This window comes from Erythrobacter sp. S267 (assembly GCF_057365045.1).
Genome location: NZ_CP200298.1, coordinates 1,700,066 through 1,719,525 on the forward strand (window position 1 = coordinate 1,700,066; position 19,460 = coordinate 1,719,525).

Consider the following 19,460-nt stretch of genomic DNA (forward strand, 5'->3'; position numbering starts at 1 on the left):
CATGCCTGCACAGATCATTGAAACGAACCAAACCCCGTTTGAACGCGTCGCTATCGACCCGGTTACGCTCGACATTATCGAGAACGCCCTGCGCAATGCCCGGATTGAAATGGACGCGACTTTGGTGCGCACCGCAATGTCCCCCGGCATTCGTGAGCAAGGCGATGCCTTCCCGCTGATCGCCGACCACTCGGGCAAGATGATTGTCGGCCAGTTTGGCAGCTATATCGGCCCATTCCTCGACGGATATGACGGCACGGTTGAGGAAGGCGATATGATCTTCCTTTCCGATCCTTACTCGGTCGAAGGCGCGATCAGCCACTCCAACGATTGGCTGGTACTGCTGCCAGTGTTCAAGGATGGCAGGGTGATCGCCTACACCTCGATGTTCGGCCACCAGTCCGACATTGGCGGCATGGTCCCCGGCTCCATGCCGATTGGAGCCTCCAGTATCTTTGAGGAAGGCGTGCGCATTCCTCCGGTGAAGATCTGGAAGAAGGGCGAGTATAATGACGACCTGATGAAGCTCGTCATGCACCAGACGCGCAAGCCCGATTGGTGTCAGGCTGACCTCAACGCGCTCATCGCCAGCTGCCGTGTGGCTGCGAACCGCGTGGTCGAAATGGCCGAGCGTTTTGGCGACGATGTCTACTACTCCGCAACGCAGGAACTGCTCGACCGCAATCACCGCGCGATGAAGGCGCTGATTGGCATGGCGGTGTCCGAGGAGCCCAAGAGCTTCGAGGATTACATCTGCGACGATGGCAAGGGCTTTGGCCCCTACAAAATCAAATGCACCATGCGGCGCGAGGGCGAGAAGGTCATTCTCGACTTTGACGGGACCGATCCGCAGTCGGCTGCCTCGATCAATTTCTACCTCAATGAGAACATGTTCAAGATGTTCTTTGGCATCTACATGATCATGGTCTTCGACCCGCAGATCATGTTCAATGATGGCTTCTATGACCTGATCGAAGTCCGCATTCCCGAAGGCTCCTTGCTCAAACCCGAATTCCCAGCCGCTCTATCGGGCCGGACCCACGCGCTGGGTCGGATCTTCGACATTCTGGGCGGTCTGCTGGGTCAAGGCACGCCGGAGTTCCTGAACGCAGCGGGCTTCAGTTCCTCCCCCCACCTGTTCTATTCAGGCTGGGATGAGCGAGGCGGCAAAAGCCGCGAATGGTATCAGCTGTTCCAGATCGGCTTTGGCGGCATTCCAGGGCGTCCGCTTGGCGATGGCCCGGACGGGCACTCGCTGTGGCCGGGCTTCACCAATGTGCCGAACGAGTTTCTGGAACGCTATTTCCCACTGCGGATCGAGCGTTACTCGACCGAGCCTGACAGTGGCGGCGCAGGCCTGCACCGTGGCGGCAACGGCATCCATATGACCTATCGCTTCCTCTCCGACGGTGCGATTGCGATCCACGATGACCGCTGGTTCGTGCCGCCTTGGGGCGTGAACGGAGGCCATCCGGGAATGCGCGCCAAGAAGGTTCTGGAGCGTGCAGATGGCTCGACCGAGATCGTCGGCAACAAGATCGAGGATGTTGAAGTAAAGGCGGGCGACCTCCTCCACTTCATCACCTGGGGCGGCGGCGGCTGGGGCGACCCGCTGGAGCGTGATCCGGAGATCGTGGGCCTCGAAATCCGGCAGGGTCTTGTGACGCCGGAGGGCGCGAAAGCCTATGGCGTAGTCGCGGATGACAAAGGCGTGATCGACACAGCCGCAACCGAAAAGCTGCGGACCGAGATCAAAGCCTCGCGCGGCGATCTGCCGCTGTTCGATTACGGCCCCGGCATCGAGGAACTTCGCGCCAATTGCCTCGAAGAAACCGGCCTGCCCGCGCCGAAGCAGCCGCAATGGCACACCTCAGAAATGCAGGAGGCAGCCGAGTAATGGGCGCTCTCAACGACATTCGCGTGGTCGAGATGGGCCAGCTGCTTGCTGGTCCCTTCTGCGGCCAATTGCTTGGTGACATGGGCGCTGATGTAATCAAGCTCGAGCCTCCCGGAAAAGGCGATCCCATGCGCCTGTGGGGTCAGGGCGAAGAAAAGGTGCAATGGGAGGTGATCGGCCGCAACAAGCGCTCCGTCACCTGCAATCTGCGCATTCCCGAAGGTCAGGCTCTGGCGCGTCAGCTGATCGCCAAGGCGGATGTGCTGATCGAGAATTTCAAGCCCGGCACGCTGGAGAAATGGGGTCTCTCGCCCGACAGCCTGCTCGCGGAGAACCCCGGTCTGATCATCGCACGGATGTCCGGCTATGGTCAGGACGGCCCCTACTCCAATCGAGCCGGTTTCGGCGGTATCGGAGAGGCGATGGGCGGCTGGCGCTATGTCGTGGGTGATCCCGACAGGCCTCCGGCTCGCATGGGTGTCTCCATCGGCGATACGCTTTGCGCGAGCTATGGCTGTATGGGTGTCCTCGCCGCGCTCCACCACCGCGAAAAGACGGGCGAAGGTCAGGTCGTTGACACCGCGCTTTACGAAGCCGTTTTGCAAGTGATGGAGGGGCTGGTCCCCGAATATGATCACAACGGCTTCATCCGCGAACGATCCGGTTCGATCCTGCCCGGCATTGCTCCCAGCAACGTCTATCAGTGCAAGGACGGCCACTTCATGATCGGCGCGAACAAGGATGAGATCTTTGCGCGCCTTGCCGAAGCGATGGGAGAGCCAGAACTCGCCAGTGACGAACGCTACGCCACGCACATCGCGCGCGGCATCAACCAGACGGAGCTGGACGACAAGGTCAACGCCTGGACCGGCACGCTGACGGTGGATGAGGTTGAAGCGGCAATGATCGAACATTCGATCCCCGCAGGCCGCGTCTATCGCGCGCCCGATATGATCGCCGATCCGCATTTTCAGGCGCGTGAAGCCATCATCGAGGTTGAGACCGCAAAGCGCGGCAAGCTCAAAATGCAGAACGCCTTCCCCAAACTCTCCGCCACCCCCTCCGGCGTGCGCCGCCCTGCCCCGGCAGAGCCCGGCATGCACAATGGCGAGGTGCTGAGCGAAGTGCTGGGCTTTGGCGACGCAGAGCTGGCTCAGCTGTCAGAAGCCGGAGCGATCTAAATGCCAAGCTGGAAGGGCGCTTTCGCCGGACACCTCTCCCCCGGCACATCGCCTGCGCTCCTGCTGGTCGATCCAGTGCGCGCCTATGTTGAGGAGGGCTCTCCGCTCCACCTCGACTCCGGCGCGGCGGCGGTTGCGCGGATGGCGGAGCTGGTTGCGGAGTTTCGTGCCCGCGACCTGCCTGTGATCTGGACTGGCGTGCGCTACCAGGAAGGCGGCGCGGATGGCGGATATTTCTTCCAGAAGGTGCCCGCGCTGGAGCTGTTCGTCGGAGAGACGGAGGCCGGAAGCTTCCCCGACACATTGACGCCAAGCGACACAGATCCCGTCTTCCTCAAACAATACCCATCTGCATTCTTCGGCACGCAGCTAGATGTCTGGCTCAAAGAGCGCGGCATCGACACGCTCTACATCACCGGCTTTTCCACCTCAGGCTGCGTCCGGGCGAGCGCTCTGGACGCGCTGCAATATGGGTTCATCCCGATGACCGTGCGCGACGCCTGCGCCGACCGGAACGAAGAGCTCCACGGGTCAAACCTGCGCGATCTGGGCGCGAAATATTCGGAGATTGTCGACACGGGCGATGTCCCCGCGATGCTCGATACCGGCGTCCTTCCCGCTCGCACCTGACCCAAACGCAAAGCGCGGCCCCCATCAAAGTGAGAGCCGCGCCCCTGCGTAAGTGGGGAATACGCGTTTAGAAGGTGAAGCTGACCCCGGCGCTCAGCACCCATGGGTCGAGGCTGTGCTCGGTTTCAAGCACCAGAGTGTCGCCAGCGCGAACCTGCAGAGTGGTGTCGATGAAGTAGCGCTTCGCATCCAGCGTCAGGCCAAAGCCGTTATCGTTCAGCGGCACGTCAACACCCGCTTGCAGGACAAAGCCGAACTCATCGGAAAGGTCGCTATCGGTCGCGCCGAGAGGCACCGTTCCCGCGCCGCTCTCATCGCTCAGCCACATGAAATAGGCCGCGCCTGCACCGACATAGGGCTTCACGCCGCCAGCATCGAAGTGCAGCTTGCCGGTGAAGGTTGCAGGCAGCAGCAGCGCGTCGGAAACGACTTCGGTGCCGGCGGGCAGGCCGGAGACCGCATCGACATCGTGCTGCGTGGTGCCAGCGATGGTCTCGATCGAGAAATTGTCGCTCACGAAATACTCGACCGCAAGGGTCGGCACGACATTATCGTTGGCGGCGGTGTCGGTGCCAGCAGGCAGTCCGATCTCGTCGACATTCACCCGCTCGATCCCGCCATCGGGAAGGACAGCCGTGGCCAGCACTTTGACCTGAATGTCGCCCGCGCGATCCTGCGCCATTGCGGGGGTTGCCGTGACCAAACCGCCAGCAGCAGCGGCGAGCAAAAGAAGTTTCGTCTTCATCATCATGTTCCTCAAGTTATCGCTTTGAAAAGGGGAAAGCGTTGCGGAGCATTTGGAGGCTGCGCGAACCGGGAGCATCGGCTGAGCGGCAGGCCTGCTGGCCTATGCTAGGCAGCGGATTTTAGGATCAGTCTGTGTGACTTCAGCCGGAATTGGTCTGCCCGAGCACCCAAGCCGCAATCGCGTCACTTGCTAGAGCCTCCGCCGCAACGCCCAGAGCTTGCGCTGCATTGGCCCGGTCCGCGGGCGCGTCGCCGGAAGGCGTTTCGACGAAAGCTTTGCCGCCCGTTTGCATCAAGATTTGCAAGCCCTTGGCCCCGTCATTGCCTGTGCCGGGCAGCAGGCCCCCGGTCGCGGTTAAACGTGCACGGGCAATTGAGCCGAACAGGAGGTCGGCGCTGGGGCGAATTCCACCCACAGGGTCCCGCGCAACGCAGCGCAGGCGCGGCGGCGGTCCGCCTTCGACGATGACATGGGCCACGCGGTCGAATGCAACGACGACGGTGCCGGGGGTCAGCTCTACGCCGTCGCTGGCAGCAACAATATTGCAGGCCGCTTTGGTGCAGGTTTCGGTGATCGCTGCTTCGACCACAATCGGATCGTCATCGACCACAATCACTGTGGGCGGGCAGCTGGCGGGGAAGGAAGCGGCCATATCCATGGCGGAATCGAGCCCCGCTTTGCCGCAGGCGAGGACCACTAGGCTCCCATCGGATTGGTAATCCGCAAAGGGGTCCGCTTCCGGCGCTGCTGGCGCCGCCTCGGACGCGGGCTCATCATCATTCTCAGCAAGCTCTGCCAATGTGCCATTATGCGCGCGGATCACAATATCGCCGAGCTTCTGGACCGTCGCGTCAAACTCTTCCTGGCTCGAATGGAGCGGTTTGGGGAAGCAGTGCACCGCGCCCAATTCCATCGCCTGCTTCGCGACGCCTGATCCGGCTTGAGCGATGCTGGAGAGCATGATGACGGGCATGGGCCGCTCTTCCATGATCTCCTTGAGGAAATCCATGCCGCTCATGCCGGGCATTTCTACATCGAGGGTCAGGACATCCGGGCGGCAATCGGGCATTTTCGCGCGCGCATCGGCTGCATCATTGGCAACGCCGCACACCTCAACGCCCTTTGCATTTTCGAGAATTCCGCAAAACAGCGCTCGCATCGCGGCGGAATCGTCGACAACCATCACTCGTGTATCGGCCATAGCTTATTAGTGTCCCGTGGGGTGGTAAACTAGGCCCACCGGGCGCGATTGTTTTGCGCACCACTTTGCGGGCTGCACAGGTCGTAGCGCCAATCCTTCGAACATTTGCTGTGCGCCCTCTTACGCGCTTGCGCTTAGGCGCGGCCGAAAGGGTTTTTCACTCTGGGGGGCTACTTCAACGGGCAGTGATTTGCGCTCTTGCGCTCGTAATGAAGGGTTTTCCGCTCATGTCTATTGCGCGTCTTTTTAAAGTGGGGGCGATCGCCCTCACCCTCCTCATGATCCTCGCCACTGCGTTGACCTATCACAACGTCAATCAAGTAAAACTTGGTGGACCACTTTACAAAGTGGATAGGGATTTCTCGGATTTCAACGCGGACATCCTTCCGCCGCCCTCCTATCTGGTTGAGGCCTTTACCCTTTCGAATATCGTGGTCATCCATCCGGAGTCTTATGATATCAACGAGGCGCGGCTTGCGGACGCCAAAGCCGCGTGGCGCGAAAGGGCTGACCATTGGGCCGCGTCTGACCTTGATCCTGAGTTGAAGGCCGGTCTTGCAGCGACGGTTAACACCGATGCCGCCGAATTCTGGCGCGTTGTAGAGACCGAACTGATGCCGGCAGCGAAACGTGGTGATCGCGAAGCTGTTGAGGCTGCGGCGGACAAAACGCTTGCATTGTACCGTGCCCACCGAGCTGCAATCGACGAATTGGTGGAGATGACAGCGGTAAAACAGCAACAGGTCGCCGACGAAACAGAGGTGACCGTTTGGTTTGACATCCTTACCACAGTCGCGTTCAGTCTATTTGTCATAGCGACCTTGGTTGGCGCGTACTTCTTTGTCGCACGCAAGGTCCTGGCCCCGCTCAGCAACACGACAGAAACGATGAAACGCTTGGCCGCCGGCGACCTTGAAGCGGGCCGAACGACCAATCATCGCAGCGACGAAATCGGCGATATGACCCGTTCGATCGAGACTTTCCGCAAGGCGCTTTACGCCGATCACGAGCGCTCTGAGGAGCAAAAGGAGGTGGTCGAATCGCTCAACACCGCGCTCCAGAAACTGGCCGATGGCGATCTCTCCTATCGGATCGACAAGCCGATGCCAGGTGAGAACGACAAGGTCCGTCACATCTACAATGAGTCCGTCCAGCGTCTTTCGGGCATGATCCGCGATGTTCGCGCCTCGGCGAGCAGCGTCAGCCAGGGATCGGACGAAATCCGCGCGGCATCGGATGATCTGGCGACCCGAAACGAACAGCAAGCGGCCAGCCTTGAGGAAACCGCTGGTTCGATGAGCCAGGTGACCGAACTGGTGCGCAAATCAGCGGACAATGCTAAGAACGCGCAAAGCTCGATGCTCAGCACCCACCGTCAGGCCTCCGATGGCGGCGAAGTCGTGAAGCGCGCGGTTGACGCAATGGCGTCGATTGAAAGCTCCTCGTCAGAAATCACGCAGATCATCGACGTGATCGACGGGATCGCGTTCCAGACCAACCTCCTCGCGCTCAATGCCGGGGTGGAGGCTGCTCGCGCTGGCGATGCTGGCAAGGGCTTCGCCGTGGTCGCCAACGAAGTGCGCGCTCTTGCCCAGCGCAGTGCCGAGGCCGCGCGCGATATCAAGCAGTTGATCTCTACTTCGACCGCGCATGTCGGCGAAGGGGTGACGCTGGTTGGCGAGACCGGCACGCTGCTCGAAGCGATCGTTGAACAGATCGGTTCCGTCACCGCCGAGGTCGACGAAATCGCCTCAATGGCCGTCGAGCAGGCGTCCAATCTGGAACAAGTCAACACCTCCGTCACCACGATGGATCAGATGACTCAGCGCAACGCAGCGATGGTTGAAGAGACCACGGCCGCCGCCCGCTCGCTGTCTGAAGAAGCGACGCGTCTGGAACGGATGGTGACGCAGTTCCGCACTGATGGTGGAAGCGTCAGCACTCCGGCCGTACCCGCTCCGATCTCAGCACCCGCGCCAACGACGCCTGCTTTGCCAAAGCCCAAGCAGACAAGCCCGGCTGGCGGATCAGCAGTACAAGCAGCGCCGCTCCCCACGTCAGGCAATCTGGCGTTGAAAGAGGATAGCGCGCTCGACTTCGACGATCAGGATTGGAGCGAGTTCTAGGGTCAGCGCCCTAGCCCGCCTCCGCCGCCTGCCGTCCATCATCCTCAAATACCGAGGAATATCAATGACTACAATGACCCTGCCAGCGGTTTGTGATCGCGCCGCAGCAAGAGAGCTGTTCCCCGAACTGCGCGATGCGATCGGCCCAGCGCCCCTGCCGATTGATGCAAGCAAAGTCGAAAAAGCGGGCCAGGCCATGCTGCAATTGCTGGTCGCAGCATCGCGGACCGAGGGCGGCATCACACTGCACTCTCCCAGCGGTCCGCTGACTGAGGCGGTGCGTTTGGCCGGGCTCACCGAAGCTTTGGCGGCAGAGATCAATGAGGAACCCGCGCAATGAACGAAGACGACATCCAGCAGATTTTCTTCGTCGAATGCGAAGAGGCGCTTGAAGCGACCGAAGACGGGCTTGATGCGTGCAAGGCCGGTACGCATGACGACGAAACGATCAACGCGATCTTTCGCGGCGTGCATTCGATCAAAGGCGGTGCGGGCGCGTTTGGTCATTCGGCGCTTGCCTCTTACACCCATTGCTTTGAGAATCTGCTGGGTGAAATTCGCGAAGGCCAGGTGGAGCTGGAACCTGCACTGGTCGACCTGTTGCTGCGCGCCTGCGACTTGCTGCGTGATCATGTCGAAGCGGCTCGCAGCGGGGGCGCTGCACCCGATGATGCCGCTCTGATGGAGCAGTTGGAAGCCGCGCGCGCTGGCGGTGCAGGCTTGGACGCTGGCGCTGGTGAAAGTGAAGCTGCGCCCGCTGCGGATGCAGACCTGCCGCCTGACCTGGGCGATGATCTTGACGCCCTTCTCGATGAGCTTTCCGCTGACATCCCTGGGGCTGCGGCAGAGCCTGCGTCACCATCCTGGCAAGTTCACATCCGCCCCCATGCCGGTGCGATGGACAATGGTGGGGAGCCTTTGCTTTGGCTGCGCGAGCTTGAGCGACTGGGCGGCACATGCGAGCTGATTGATCTCAGCGCACTGCCTCCGGTCGATCAGATGTCGGTCGATGAAGGCTATTTTGGCTGGACTTTCACCATGCCCGGCTCAGTCGACCGCTCGGAAGTCGAGGAAATTTTCGATTTTGTCGGCGAAGATTGCGGCCTGGCCTTTGGCGCAGACGAACCAATGCCGGAAGCCAAGCTCGCCACGCCTGAAGAGCCGTCAAAAACACCTTCAGCTTCGACCCCGGAGCCGGCCAAAACTGCGGACAATTCCAAACCTGCTCCCGCTCCCGTAGCAGCAACGGCGGCTGGGTCTTCCTCCCGCTCTTCCGCCTCGCAAAGCGTGCGGATTGACCTGTCAAAGCTGGATAGCTTGATCGACGGTGTGGGTGAGCTGGTGATCGCGCAGGCAATGCTCGCTCAGCGGCTGGAAAACGAAAACTTCGCCCATATCGAAGAGCTGGCGATGCTCGAAACCCTGGTGCGTGACATTCAAGAGCACGCCATGGCCTTTCGCGCCCAGCCGATCAGTTCGGTCTTTGGCCGTGTCCCGCGTCTGCTGCGCGAGCTTGCAGGGAACACCGGCAAGAATGTGAAACTGGTGGTCGAAGGCGAGACGACCGAGCTCGACAAGACCGTCATTGAACGCCTTTCCGAGCCGATGACCCACCTGATCCGCAACGCGGTCGATCACGGGATTGAAGGCCCGGAGGAGCGCACCAAAGCGGGCAAGGACCCGGAAGGCACGCTGTCCCTCTCTGCTGAGCAAAAGGCGGGGCGGATCGTGATCAAGATCAGCGATGACGGCGCAGGGATCAACCGTGAACGCGTGCTCGAAAAGGCTATCGCCAACGGCATTGTCAGCCAGGACGCGAACCTTAGCGATGATGAGATCAACCAGCTGATCTTTGCCCCCGGCTTCTCCACCGCCGCCGCTGTCACCAGCGTCTCTGGCCGCGGTGTCGGGATGGATGTGGTGAAGTCCAATGTCCGTGATCTGGGCGGACGCATCAGTATCGAATCCACACCGGGAGTGGGTACAACCTTTATCCTCGCATTGCCGCTGACGCTGGCAATTTCTGACGGGATGATCGTCCAGACGGGGGACCAGTCTTTGGTCATCCCGCTTACCCATGTGATCGAAAGCCTGCGTCCGGGCGAAGGTGATCTCAAAGGCCTCGGTACGGATCGCACCATGCTGAATGTGCGCGGGAGATTTGTGCCCGTGATCTCGCTTGGCAAGATGACCGGAGCGAGCGACCCGATTGAGGATGCGACACAAGGCGTACTGGTCCTGGTCGAGACCGAAAGCCACGGACAGGCCGCTTTGCTGGTTGATGCGATCACGGATCAGCGTCAATTCGTGATCAAGAGCCTGGATGCCCATTATCGCTCAGTCGACAGCGTTGCTGGCGCGACGATCTTGGGCAATGGGCAAGTGGCGTTGATCGTCGATGTCGACTTTATCGTGCAGTCTGTTGTTGCCCCGGCCTCTTTGGCCCTGGCGGCTTGAGGGAGCGGTAGACAATGAACCTCCCTGCCCAAACCCACGCCGACGAAACCTTCATCCCCGGCGTCAGCCCGCAGGTCTATGGCGCGCGCGATTTTCAGCGCATCTCTGAATTGCTGCACGCAGAAGCAGGCATTGTGCTCAACGACAAGAAGAGGATGCTGGCCTATTCGCGGATCGCACCTTTGGTCCGCGAAAGCGGAATGCAGACCTTCTCTGACTATCTGGCAATGATCGAGACTGACACTCTCGCACGGACCAAGACTATCGCGTCGTTGACCACCAACCACACCTATTTCAACCGCGAACCGCACCATTTCGAGCATTTCGAGAGCACGTTGCGCGGCGACCTGATCGCGCGGGCCAGCTCAGCTAATCCGGTGCGCATCTGGTCAGCGGGCTGTTCCAGCGGAGAAGAGATCTACACCCTGATGATGGTCTTGCTGGGGCACGACCGGCGCGCTGGCGTTCAGATCGCACGCAGCGGCGGATTTCTGGTTCTGGCCAGCGACCTCGCCGAACATGCCGTCGCGGGTGCAAAGCGCGCGGTCTATCCTGAAGAGGCGCTCTCCAAAATGCCGGCTAAGCTGCGCGAAAACTGGTGCGAGCCCTACACCGAGAACGGCATTCCCGAACTCGCCATCAGTCCAGAGATCACTCAGATGCTGCGCTATCGCCAGCTCAATCTGTTGAGACCATGGCCCTTCACCAACCAGTTCGACGTGATCTTCTGCCGCAATGTGATGATCTATTTCGACGGGCCGACCAAGGAAGGGCTGGTGCTGAACTTCGCGCGTCAGCTCAAACCAGGCGGGCATCTTTATATCGGCCATTCAGAGCGGGTCTCAGGCGAAGCAAGTGCGCTGCTCGAACCTGTCGGCGCAACCATCTACCGCAGGAGAGCGCAATGACTATTCGGGTCGTTGTGGTCGACGATTCTTCGCTGATGCGCAAAGTCCTCCAGCAGAGGCTGAGCGCAGAAGTCGACATCGAAGTGGTAGGCACAGCCTGCGACGCGATGGAAGCACGCGGGATGATCAAACAGCTCAATCCCGATGTCGTTACGCTCGACATCGAAATGCCGGGCATGGACGGGCTGTCGTTCCTGGAAAAGATCATGGCCTTGCGCCCGACGCCGGTCATCATCGTGTCCGGAGCCACGCATGACGGCGCAGCTGCAACCGCAAGAGCGCTGCAGATTGGCGCGGTCAATTGTTTCGCCAAGTCGATGCTGAATATTGCCGAGCCAACCAACGATACAGGCGAGCTTGCCCGGCTGGTGCGCGAGGCATCTACGGTAAAGTTTCGCCAGCCAAACGCCCCTTCGCAAAACGTGCCTATACCACCCCCTTCGCCGCGACCTTGCGACAATGCAGGCGGGCGGGCGGGGTTGCCGCCCGTCAACAATGCTGCGCCGGAATTGATTGCGGTGGGTTCGTCCACTGGCGGTGTTGAAGCGCTCCACACTCTCCTCGCTGGGTTCCCAGCCGATTGTCCGCCCACACTGATCGTCCAGCACGTCAATGCCCATTTCGCCGGAGCTATCGTCCAAAGCCTCGATGCGATTGCGGCGCCCAAGGTTGAGCTGGCGGATAGCGATATCATGCTGGAACGCGGCAAAGTCTGGCTCGCGCCGGGTGATGAAAAGCACTTGATGCTCGCCAATGCCGGAACCCGCGGCTGGCGCATGGTCTTGCGGGCAGAGGACAAGGTCTGTGGCCATCGCCCCAGCGTTGACCGCCTGTTCCAATCGGTCGCGCAAGTCGCCGGCGACAAAGCGCTTGGCATTCTGCTCACCGGCATGGGTCAGGATGGCGCGAAAGAGCTGTTGTCCATGGCGCAGACCGGATCGCGGACCATTGCACAGGACGAGGCCAGCTGCGTCGTCTTTGGCATGCCCCGCGCTGCCATTGCCTTGGGCGGCGCGCGCGAAGTTCTTCCGCTCGACAAAATTGCGAGCGCGGTGTTCGGATCGCCCGCTTCACAATCAGGCCACAGCTTCGACACCAAACAAAGGATGGGCGCATAAGATGACGACCAAAAGAGTCACCGTCATGCAAGGCGAAGCCAAAGCGAGCACAGACCCCGACGTTGTGATGTCGACGGTCCTGGGCAGCTGCATCTCGACCTGCCTGTATGACCCCGTCGCCAAGGTGGGCGGGATGAACCACTTCTTGCTCGCAAAGCCGCTTGATGAAGCGTCTGAGATCAAATTCGACCGGTCCTATGGATTGTTCCTGATGGAGCTGCTGATCAACGAGATGATCAAGCTGGGCGCGCAGAAACGCAACATGAAGGCGCGTGTCTATGGCGGCGCGAATATCACCGCCAGCCTTGGCCCCATTGGATCGGGCAATGCGGCCTTTGCGCGTAAGTTCCTGAAAGATGAAGGGATCGAGACGGTCCACGAAGATCTTGAAGGCGATGTCGCGCGCAGGGTTGAGTTCTGCCCGGCAAACGGTCGCGTTAGAGCGCGGCAGGTTTCGACCACCGAAGCGCCCAGCGCTCCGCCACCCACACCTAAGGACAAACCACGGGGTTCCTCTTCAGGCGACCTTGGGGCTGTCGAACTATTCTAACTCGCAAAGGAACAGCACATGCCGCCAGAAAATCCCGCCATGGTCAGCGCTAGCGAGAACAATGAGCGCGCCATCAGCGTCCTTACAGTCGATGACAGCGCCAGCATGCGCGCCCTTTTGCGCGCCGCACTCACTTCCAATGGGTTCAAGGTCGAACAGGCTGAAGACGGGCAAGAGGCGCTGGAATGGCTTGCCGCGAATGAAGTCGATGTGGTCATCACCGATATCAACATGCCCCGCCTGGATGGCTTTGGCTTGATCGAGAAGCTGCGCACCACCGCGCTCCACGCCGACCGCCCGATCTTGGTGCTGACCACGGAAAGCTCGGACGAGAAAAAGGCGCGCGCGCGCAATGCCGGCGCGACCGGCTGGATCGTCAAACCATTCGATGCGGAAAAGCTGACGACGGCTTTGCGCCGCGTGACTCACTAGACCTGCGACCCGATCAAGGACCCTGCCCCCATGCGTTACGAACTGATCACCTTTGGCATCGCCAACCAATTGTTCGGCATCGACATTATGACGATCCGCGAAATCCGCGCCTGGTCGCCGGTTACTCGCTTGCCGCGTGTGCCGGACTATGTATCCGGTGTCGTCAATCTGCGCGGCACTGTGCTGCCGGTGATCGACCTGTCTGTCCGGCTCGGCTGGCCCGCAACTGAGGCCACTCCGCGTAACCCCATTGTCGTTGTAGAAGTCGAAGGCCAAACGCGTGGCCTGATCGCCCATGACGTCAATGACATCGTCTCGATTGAAGCTGAAACGATGCAGCAACCCGATTCAGCGGCAGAGGATTCAGTGTCGCATTTTCTTGAAGGCATCGCCCCGCTTGATGATCAGATGGTCATGGTGCTCGACCTCAAGAAACTGATGGCAGCAGATGAGTTGGACCTTGCCGCGTGATCGAATTCCAATCCTTTCCAACGGACGAAAAGGTCGGATTGGACGAAGCCATCGCAAATCTGTTGACCGCAATGTCGGTCCAGATCGAAGGCTTGGGCGCTGATCTGTGCGCTGATCCGGTCATCGTCCAGCGTCACCTGACCAGCTTGCAAACCATCGACAAGCTCGCACAATATCTTGAGCAGATCGCTTTCATCCTGAACGCAGACAACCCGTTTACGGCGATTGATCAGGTTAGACTTGCTGATCTCAAGGAGCATCTGCGCGCCGTCACTTGATGGGATGCTTGGGGTACTTTTGCGACAATTTGCGACGCAGAGCGACGTGACTTTGCGCTGAGCTGCGTGCACCTTCCTCCTCATGCCCTCACGAGGAGTGATTGAATGGGACACTCAAGTCTAGGCGCGCATATTGCGCTCAACCGGTTTGGCTATGGCCTAAAGCTGGGGGAGCGCGCGCCCGCTGATCCGGAAACCTATCTGCTGCGCCAACTCGACCGCTTTGACCCTCAGCCCGAGGCGCTGAGCGGGCGTGGTTCGGGGATTGAGAAGCCGGGCGAGATCTTGGAAATGCTGCGCCGTTTGCGCCGACAACGTCAAAGCGTGGCGGGTCAAAGCGAAGCGGGTACTGCCGATATGGCGGGCATGGAGGCGATGGAGCAATCGGGCGGTCGGAACCGGGCCGACCCATTCAACGGCTTGCCTGATGAAGTGCGCCAATCCTACCGCCGCGCAGGCGAGACTTTGCGCGCCGACATTGGCCTTCGCACCAACCTCACCATTGCCAGCGAAACGCCGTTTGCGGAACGGCTGGTCCATTTCTGGTCGAACCATTTCAGCGTCTCTGCGCAAAAGCCGGGAACGCACTACCTCGTCGCCAATCACGAATTTCACGCCATCCGCCCGCATGTGACGGGCAGGTTTTCCGACATGTTGAAAGCGGCGGTGCTGCACCCTGCGATGCTGCTCTATCTCGATCAGTTTCGATCCATTGGACCCAACTCGCGCTTCCAACAGCGCCGCGCGCAGCAGCAAGCGCGCCGGGGCAGCAATGAGCCCGAATTGGGACTGAATGAAAACTTGGCGCGGGAAATTCTCGAACTCCACACTGTCGGCGTCGATGGAGGCTATGCCCAAGGCGACGTGACAGAGCTGGCGCGCGCGCTTACCGGCTGGACCATCGCCGGGATCCGACGCACCGCGCGGTTTAGCGAAACGAAGCCCAATGGTGCCGCCTTTGCGACCCCCGCTCACGAGCCGGGCACGCGGCGGATCATGGGCAAAGCCTACCGCGACAATGGCGCAGATCAGGCACTCGCCGTGCTGGACGACCTTGCGACCCACCCTGCAACCGCGCGCTTCATCGCGACCAAGCTGGCGCGCCACTTTGCCGGAGACACGCCGCCCGAAAGCCTCGTCGCGCGGTTGGAGGCCGACTTCAACGAAAGCGGAGGCGATCTGGGCAGCCTATCGCGCACCCTCATCGCCGCACCGGAGGTCTGGACAGAAGGCCCGGTCAAATACCGCCAGCCGTTTGAGTGGCTCGTCTCCGTCCTGCGCCTGACCGGGATCGACAGCCTGAATTCGCGCCGGATTAGCGGAGGGCTCGATCAGCTCGGACAGCTTCCCTGGCGTGCGCCCTCCCCTGCGGGATATGACGATCTGGAAGGCAGCTGGGCCGGTCCCGATGCGCTGTTCCGCCGGGTCGAACTCGCCGAGCGGATCGCGCGGGAAGTGCCGGTGGATGACATCATGAAACACGCCGAGGCCGCCTTCCCTGGAGGCGCTTTGTCAGAGCACACAAGCACCTGGCTATCGCGCGCTGAAAGCGGCAGCCAAGCGCTAGGCCTGCTGCTCGTCTCACCTGAAATGCTGCGGAGGTAAGCGCCATGACACTCTCACTCAATCGCCGCGCTCTTCTGGCTGGGTCTCTTGCCGCCACCGCGGGGATGACTTTGCCGCAAATGGCGTTCGCGCAAGGGACGGGCCAAGGAGCAGGGACGCGGAACTTCCTCTTTGTACTGCTGCGCGGAGCCGCCGACGGAATGGCTATGGCCGCGCCTGTGGGCGATCCGGGATACGCCGCTCTGCGCGAAGTGACGCTGCCCGAATATACCGGCGCTCGCATGGCCGAGGGGATGTTTGCCATCCACCCCGCATTCGAGGAAGTCGGCAAGTCCTATGATGCAGGCGAGGCGCTGTTCGTGCACGCCACCGCGACCGGCTACCGCGAACGCTCGCACTTCGACGGGCAGAACATGCTCGAGACCGGCGGAGCACAGCCTTATGCCGCGCGCGATGGCTGGCTTAACCGGCTGGTCGGGCTGATGGCGCAGGATGCTGGGACGGCCCCTCCCCCGCGCGCTCTTGCCATTGCACCGACCATGCCGCTTGCCCTGCGCGGCGATGCGCCCGCGTCAAGCTATGCGCCCAGCTCCCTGCCCGATGCGTCAGAGGATTTCATGAACCGAGTCGGCTTGCTCTACCAAGGCGACCCGCAGCTCGACATGTTGTGGAACCGCGCATTGGAAACGCAGGCGATGGCGGGCGATGATGGCCTCAGAAACCTGCGCGATGCGCGTGCGGCGGGCGAGCTTGCCGCCTCGTTGATGCGCGGGGAGGATGGCGCGCGGATCGCGATGATGGCGCTTGACGGTTGGGATACCCATGCCGGCCAGATCGGCGCCTTCCGCCGCAACGCCACGCAATTGGACGCGCTGCTGGGTGCCTATCGGACCAGCATGGGCAGCGCCTGGGCGAACACTCTGGTGGTGGTTGCAACCGAGTTTGGCCGCACCGCACGCTTCAACGGCACCGGCGGCACCGATCACGGCACGGCAGGAGCCACTCTGCTGATGGGCGGAAGCGTGCGCGGCGGGCGAGTGGTTGCCGACTGGCCGAGTCTGCGTGAAGCCAACCTGTTCCAAGCCCGCGATCTCGCCCCCACAACCTCGCTTGAAAGCGTGCTCGCCGGAAGCGTGGCGGAGCATATGCAGCTCGACCCCAAGCGGGTCATGGCACAGCTATTTCCGGGGCGTGAGAGCCGAGCGTTAGAGGGCCTGATCCGCGCTTAACTGGCGGCGCGCTGCAAATCGGCGGGTTCAATGGCTGGCCCATCACCGCCCAACAGCGTAGGCACATCAATATCGCGCTCTGCATTGCCGACGCGGTTGCGGCCTGCTGATTTCGCCTCGTACAACGCCGCATCAGCGCGCGCGAAGAGACGGTCGTAATCCTCGCCCTCGCGCAGGGTTGCAACACCAAAGCTGGCGGTCAGGCGAATATCGTCGTTGATGCCGTCATGCTCAAGCTTGGCAAAGGCGCGGCGGATACGGTCTGCGAGGCGTCCGGCGGGCTCGTTCGGGCAGTTCCACACTGCGATGCAGAACTCTTCTCCGCCAACCCGGCCTGCGACATCGCAGCTGCGCACCATATCCTCGATCAAAGTGCCGAAGCTGGAGATCGCTTGGTCGCCCGATTGGTGACCCCAAATATCGTTCACCTGTTTGAAGTGGTCGATGTCAGCGACGACGAGGCTCAGCGGACGATCCTCTGCATCAGCGCGCGGGATCAACGTGCGCATGTTATCTTCAAACGAAGCGCGGTTGTGCAGACCGGTGAGCGGGTCTTTCTCGCTGCTTTCGCGCAAGGAGTTGGTCCATTCAACAATCGTCGCGGCAATCAGGATCATTGCTCCGATGATCGACTTCACGCCCAGCACCAGACCGATCATCGAATAGTATACCGACTGCTGGTACTGGCCCGCCGGGATGGTCTGTTCAAACAGGACGGACAAGGAAGGGCGGATGAAGAAATCAGCAGCCGAGAACGCGATCAGGAAGATGATTGCCTTGTCGGTCAGCTCGCGCCGTTTGGAGCTCAAAAGCGTGGTCAGCCCGACCATATACATCGCGCCATAGCCGATATTGATCAAGATCAGTTGCGGCCCTGCATCATCGGTGAAAGCGATACACAAGGCGAGCATCGCGGCGCTGATCGCATAGATCGTGGCAATCGTGGGAAGGTGCAATCGCAGACCCACACGCTCGCAAACCGAGGCGAGGAAAAAGGTCACACCAATCGTGTAGAAGACCTGCGTCACGTGGAAGGTGTAGAGCGCATTTCCGGGCAGGAAGTGCGTGGCCAGAAAGCCCACCGCAAACGCCAGATAGCCAAGAGCAAAGCCAAGCACGTGGCGCTTCATGCGCCCCAGCTTCCAGAAAACCGCAAAGGTGATGGCGAACAACAGCGCCATCAACGGTGTCAAAAGTCCTAGAATCTGCGTCTGCATTGACCCGTACACGCTCCTTTGAAAGCGGGTTAGGTCAAGAAGGTTAACAGCACCCTTAGATGGTGCCCTGAGTTGGAAATTTTTCCGACATGTGAGCCAATACGGCCAAGTGTTCGTTCGGACGGCATTCTTCGCGCCGGTCCAGAGTATCAAGCCAAAGGTGAAGCAACCTTCACCGGAGCGCGGCGATCTTCAACCTGACCGTCAAATCCATCGGTCATCACCTGATTCCGGCCATTGTTCTTGGCGCGGTAAAGCGCCGTATCCGCGCGTTCGTACAGGCTCGCATGGGATTCTTGAGGTCGCCGCTCGGCCACGCCAAAACTACATGTGATGGTCAGCGATCCATTGGCGGCATCGACTGCGGTGCTGGATACACCATGGCGCAAGCGCTCTGCCAGTTTGGCCGTGGTTGCGCGATCACAATTCCAAACCAAGATACAGAATTCTTCACCGCCCACCCGGCCTGCAAGGTCTGAGTGGCGGATCGCGCTCCTGATCAGCCCGCTCACATTCGAAATCACCACATCGCCGACAGAGTGGCCATGATTGTCATTGATGCGTTTGAAGTGATCGATATCGCACATAATCATGGAGACCGGAACGCCGGTCTGGTTCGCCTTGCTCAAAAGCATAGCTGCATCGCCTTCGAATGCTCGGCGATTGCGAAGACCAGTGAGCAGATCAATCCGCGCCTCATCACGCTGGCGTTGCATCTTGTCGAACACCATCATCGTGACGAGCGACATCAGAATGAGGAGCGCAAGCAGGGCAGAGATGACAATATTGACCGTCGAGAAGATCGACTCCTGATATTGCGCCATGGTCATCTGGGTCTGCGCAAGGATCGTGACCGCCGGGCGCACAAAGCAGTACGCGACGAGCGCCAGAAAGACCCAGAGCAACATCCGATCACCAGGCGTTTCATGCGGTGTTTGCCATTTGCCATGGGCGCCGATTGCAAAGACCAGTCCGACGGAGAAATTCTGTGTCATCAAAAGCAGGTTCTGATCGCCATAATGGCGCGCAGCCATCAGGATCGCATTCGTCATAACGGTCAACGCTATCACCGCGACGATCGGAAACGCTCTCTTATCGCGCTTCGCAACGCCCCACATAAGCGCGATCAAACCGATCAGCGCGTTGGTGTGGAATATGGCAATGTCGAACGGTGGCAAACCCCAGCCGATCATGCCTTGAAGCACGACACCGGCTGAAAAGGCAAAGCCCCAATAAGCAAAGGCAAGGATGTATTTGCGTTCGCGATCCTGCCACCAGAGCACAGCAAGAACCGCTGCAAAAAGCAGCGTAATCACCGGTATCACGGCCGTGAGGATCTGGTTCTGCATCAAAAGTCTCTGGCTAACGTGCACGGCCTAACTCACGAGAGTTAAGGAAATCCATCGACCAACCATCGTGATTAGCCGCGTCTGGCCGCTTGCCCTTGCCTG

Annotated in this window: 18 protein-coding genes; 14 read left to right on the forward strand and 4 right to left on the reverse strand. The window is 60.5% G+C overall.

Annotated features, from left to right (window positions below):
* Nucleotide 1 precedes the first annotated feature (1 nt).
* From AC0V6X_RS07965 to AC0V6X_RS07975, 3 genes are read left to right on the forward strand one after another with little or no spacing between them, the layout of a single operon-like run.
* Nucleotides 2-1,897 (forward strand): hydantoinase B/oxoprolinase family protein, encoded by a 1,896-nt coding sequence (locus tag AC0V6X_RS07965; RefSeq protein WP_486184035.1) that lies wholly within the window; start codon nucleotides 2-4, stop codon nucleotides 1,895-1,897.
* Nucleotides 1,897-3,078 (forward strand): CaiB/BaiF CoA transferase family protein, encoded by a 1,182-nt coding sequence (locus AC0V6X_RS07970; protein WP_486184036.1) that lies wholly within the window; start codon nucleotides 1,897-1,899, stop codon nucleotides 3,076-3,078. Before AC0V6X_RS07965 ends, AC0V6X_RS07970 begins: the two co-directional genes overlap by 1 nt.
* Entirely contained in the window at nucleotides 3,079-3,708 is a 630-nt protein-coding gene (locus AC0V6X_RS07975; protein WP_486184037.1) for an isochorismatase family protein, read from the forward strand.
* 67 nt (nucleotides 3,709-3,775) lie between these two features.
* Here the strand turns inward: AC0V6X_RS07975 and AC0V6X_RS07980 are convergent, their stop codons facing one another.
* Nucleotides 3,776-4,456 (reverse strand): OmpW/AlkL family protein, encoded by a 681-nt coding sequence (locus AC0V6X_RS07980; protein WP_486184038.1) that lies wholly within the window; start codon nucleotides 4,454-4,456, stop codon nucleotides 3,776-3,778.
* A 139-nt stretch (nucleotides 4,457-4,595) separates the two neighbouring features.
* The gene (locus AC0V6X_RS07985; protein ID WP_486184039.1) at nucleotides 4,596-5,657 is read right to left on the reverse strand and encodes a response regulator; all 1,062 of its coding nucleotides are present in this window, start codon (nucleotides 5,655-5,657) and stop codon (nucleotides 4,596-4,598) included.
* A 227-nt stretch (nucleotides 5,658-5,884) separates the two neighbouring features.
* Between AC0V6X_RS07985 and AC0V6X_RS07990 the strand changes: the two genes are divergently transcribed.
* The 11 genes from AC0V6X_RS07990 (at nucleotide 5,885) to AC0V6X_RS08040 (ending at nucleotide 16,792) form a co-directional block, all read left to right on the forward strand.
* Nucleotides 5,885-7,783, forward strand: coding sequence for a methyl-accepting chemotaxis protein (locus AC0V6X_RS07990; protein ID WP_486184040.1), 1,899 nt, complete (start codon nucleotides 5,885-5,887; stop codon nucleotides 7,781-7,783).
* A gap of 64 nt (nucleotides 7,784-7,847) precedes the next feature.
* Nucleotides 7,848-8,123, forward strand: a complete 276-nt coding sequence (locus AC0V6X_RS07995; RefSeq protein ID WP_486184041.1) for an STAS domain-containing protein — start codon at nucleotides 7,848-7,850, stop codon at nucleotides 8,121-8,123.
* A complete protein-coding gene (locus AC0V6X_RS08000; protein WP_486184042.1) occupies nucleotides 8,120-10,240 on the forward strand; it encodes a chemotaxis protein CheA in 2,121 nt (706 codons plus the stop codon). The genes AC0V6X_RS07995 and AC0V6X_RS08000 overlap by 4 nt, the downstream gene beginning before the upstream one ends.
* 14 nt (nucleotides 10,241-10,254) lie before the next feature.
* Nucleotides 10,255-11,148 carry a CheR family methyltransferase gene (locus AC0V6X_RS08005; RefSeq protein WP_486184043.1) on the forward strand — a complete coding sequence of 298 codons (894 nt, stop codon included), beginning with the start codon at nucleotides 10,255-10,257 and terminating at the stop codon, nucleotides 11,146-11,148.
* Nucleotides 11,145-12,266 carry a protein-glutamate methylesterase/protein-glutamine glutaminase gene (locus AC0V6X_RS08010; RefSeq protein WP_486184044.1) on the forward strand — a complete coding sequence of 374 codons (1,122 nt, stop codon included), beginning with the start codon at nucleotides 11,145-11,147 and terminating at the stop codon, nucleotides 12,264-12,266. Before AC0V6X_RS08005 ends, AC0V6X_RS08010 begins: the two co-directional genes overlap by 4 nt.
* A 1-nt stretch (nucleotide 12,267) precedes the next feature.
* The gene (locus tag AC0V6X_RS08015) at nucleotides 12,268-12,816 is read left to right on the forward strand and encodes a chemotaxis protein CheD (RefSeq protein WP_486184045.1); all 549 of its coding nucleotides are present in this window, start codon (nucleotides 12,268-12,270) and stop codon (nucleotides 12,814-12,816) included.
* Between the two features lie 39 nt (nucleotides 12,817-12,855).
* The gene (locus AC0V6X_RS08020; RefSeq protein WP_486185540.1) at nucleotides 12,856-13,248 is read left to right on the forward strand and encodes a response regulator; all 393 of its coding nucleotides are present in this window, start codon (nucleotides 12,856-12,858) and stop codon (nucleotides 13,246-13,248) included.
* Between the two features lie 30 nt (nucleotides 13,249-13,278).
* Complete coding sequence (locus AC0V6X_RS08025; RefSeq protein ID WP_486184046.1) at nucleotides 13,279-13,719, forward strand: chemotaxis protein CheW; 441 nt, start codon at nucleotides 13,279-13,281, stop codon at nucleotides 13,717-13,719.
* The gene (locus AC0V6X_RS08030) at nucleotides 13,716-13,997 is read left to right on the forward strand and encodes a hypothetical protein (RefSeq protein ID WP_486184047.1); all 282 of its coding nucleotides are present in this window, start codon (nucleotides 13,716-13,718) and stop codon (nucleotides 13,995-13,997) included. The genes AC0V6X_RS08025 and AC0V6X_RS08030 overlap by 4 nt, the downstream gene beginning before the upstream one ends.
* Before the next feature lie 105 nt (nucleotides 13,998-14,102).
* Nucleotides 14,103-15,602: a DUF1800 domain-containing protein gene (locus AC0V6X_RS08035; protein WP_486184048.1), complete on the forward strand. Its 1,500-nt coding sequence runs from the start codon at nucleotides 14,103-14,105 to the stop codon at nucleotides 15,600-15,602.
* A 5-nt stretch (nucleotides 15,603-15,607) separates the two neighbouring features.
* Nucleotides 15,608-16,792, forward strand: coding sequence for a DUF1501 domain-containing protein (locus tag AC0V6X_RS08040; RefSeq protein ID WP_486184049.1), 1,185 nt, complete (start codon nucleotides 15,608-15,610; stop codon nucleotides 16,790-16,792).
* Here AC0V6X_RS08040 and AC0V6X_RS08045 read toward each other — a convergent pair.
* Nucleotides 16,789-18,009, reverse strand: coding sequence for a GGDEF domain-containing protein (locus AC0V6X_RS08045; RefSeq protein WP_486184050.1), 1,221 nt, complete (start codon nucleotides 18,007-18,009; stop codon nucleotides 16,789-16,791). The two genes, AC0V6X_RS08040 and AC0V6X_RS08045, sit on opposite strands and share 4 nt — an antisense overlap.
* Nucleotides 18,010-18,158: 149 nt before the next feature.
* Nucleotides 18,159-19,358 (reverse strand): GGDEF domain-containing protein, encoded by a 1,200-nt coding sequence (locus AC0V6X_RS08050; protein ID WP_486184051.1) that lies wholly within the window; start codon nucleotides 19,356-19,358, stop codon nucleotides 18,159-18,161.
* Between the last annotated feature and the right edge of the window lie 102 nt (nucleotides 19,359-19,460).

Excerpts from the sequence above, each read along its gene's own strand:
- AC0V6X_RS08040 (WP_486184049.1), top strand. The coding sequence starts at position 15,608 with ATGACACTCTCACTCAATCGCCGCGCTCTTCTGGCTGGGTCTCTTGCC.
- AC0V6X_RS07975 (WP_486184037.1), top strand. The coding sequence starts at position 3,079 with ATGCCAAGCTGGAAGGGCGCTTTCGCCGGACACCTCTCCCCCGGCACA.
- AC0V6X_RS07990 (WP_486184040.1), top strand. The coding sequence starts at position 5,885 with ATGTCTATTGCGCGTCTTTTTAAAGTGGGGGCGATCGCCCTCACCCTC.
- AC0V6X_RS08000 (WP_486184042.1), top strand. The coding sequence starts at position 8,120 with ATGAACGAAGACGACATCCAGCAGATTTTCTTCGTCGAATGCGAAGAG.
- AC0V6X_RS08045 (WP_486184050.1), bottom strand. The coding sequence starts at position 18,009 with ATGCAGACGCAGATTCTAGGACTTTTGACACCGTTGATGGCGCTGTTG.
- AC0V6X_RS07970 (WP_486184036.1), top strand. The coding sequence starts at position 1,897 with ATGGGCGCTCTCAACGACATTCGCGTGGTCGAGATGGGCCAGCTGCTT.
- AC0V6X_RS07985 (WP_486184039.1), bottom strand. The coding sequence starts at position 5,657 with ATGGCCGATACACGAGTGATGGTTGTCGACGATTCCGCCGCGATGCGA.
- AC0V6X_RS08005 (WP_486184043.1), top strand. The coding sequence starts at position 10,255 with ATGAACCTCCCTGCCCAAACCCACGCCGACGAAACCTTCATCCCCGGC.
- AC0V6X_RS08025 (WP_486184046.1), top strand. The coding sequence starts at position 13,279 with ATGCGTTACGAACTGATCACCTTTGGCATCGCCAACCAATTGTTCGGC.
- AC0V6X_RS07965 (WP_486184035.1), top strand. The coding sequence starts at position 2 with ATGCCTGCACAGATCATTGAAACGAACCAAACCCCGTTTGAACGCGTC.
- AC0V6X_RS08010 (WP_486184044.1), top strand. The coding sequence starts at position 11,145 with ATGACTATTCGGGTCGTTGTGGTCGACGATTCTTCGCTGATGCGCAAA.
- AC0V6X_RS08015 (WP_486184045.1), top strand. The coding sequence starts at position 12,268 with ATGACGACCAAAAGAGTCACCGTCATGCAAGGCGAAGCCAAAGCGAGC.
- AC0V6X_RS08050 (WP_486184051.1), bottom strand. The coding sequence starts at position 19,358 with ATGCAGAACCAGATCCTCACGGCCGTGATACCGGTGATTACGCTGCTT.
- AC0V6X_RS07980 (WP_486184038.1), bottom strand. The coding sequence starts at position 4,456 with ATGATGAAGACGAAACTTCTTTTGCTCGCCGCTGCTGCTGGCGGTTTG.
- AC0V6X_RS08020 (WP_486185540.1), top strand. The coding sequence starts at position 12,856 with ATGGTCAGCGCTAGCGAGAACAATGAGCGCGCCATCAGCGTCCTTACA.
- AC0V6X_RS08035 (WP_486184048.1), top strand. The coding sequence starts at position 14,103 with ATGGGACACTCAAGTCTAGGCGCGCATATTGCGCTCAACCGGTTTGGC.
- AC0V6X_RS07995 (WP_486184041.1), top strand. The coding sequence starts at position 7,848 with ATGACTACAATGACCCTGCCAGCGGTTTGTGATCGCGCCGCAGCAAGA.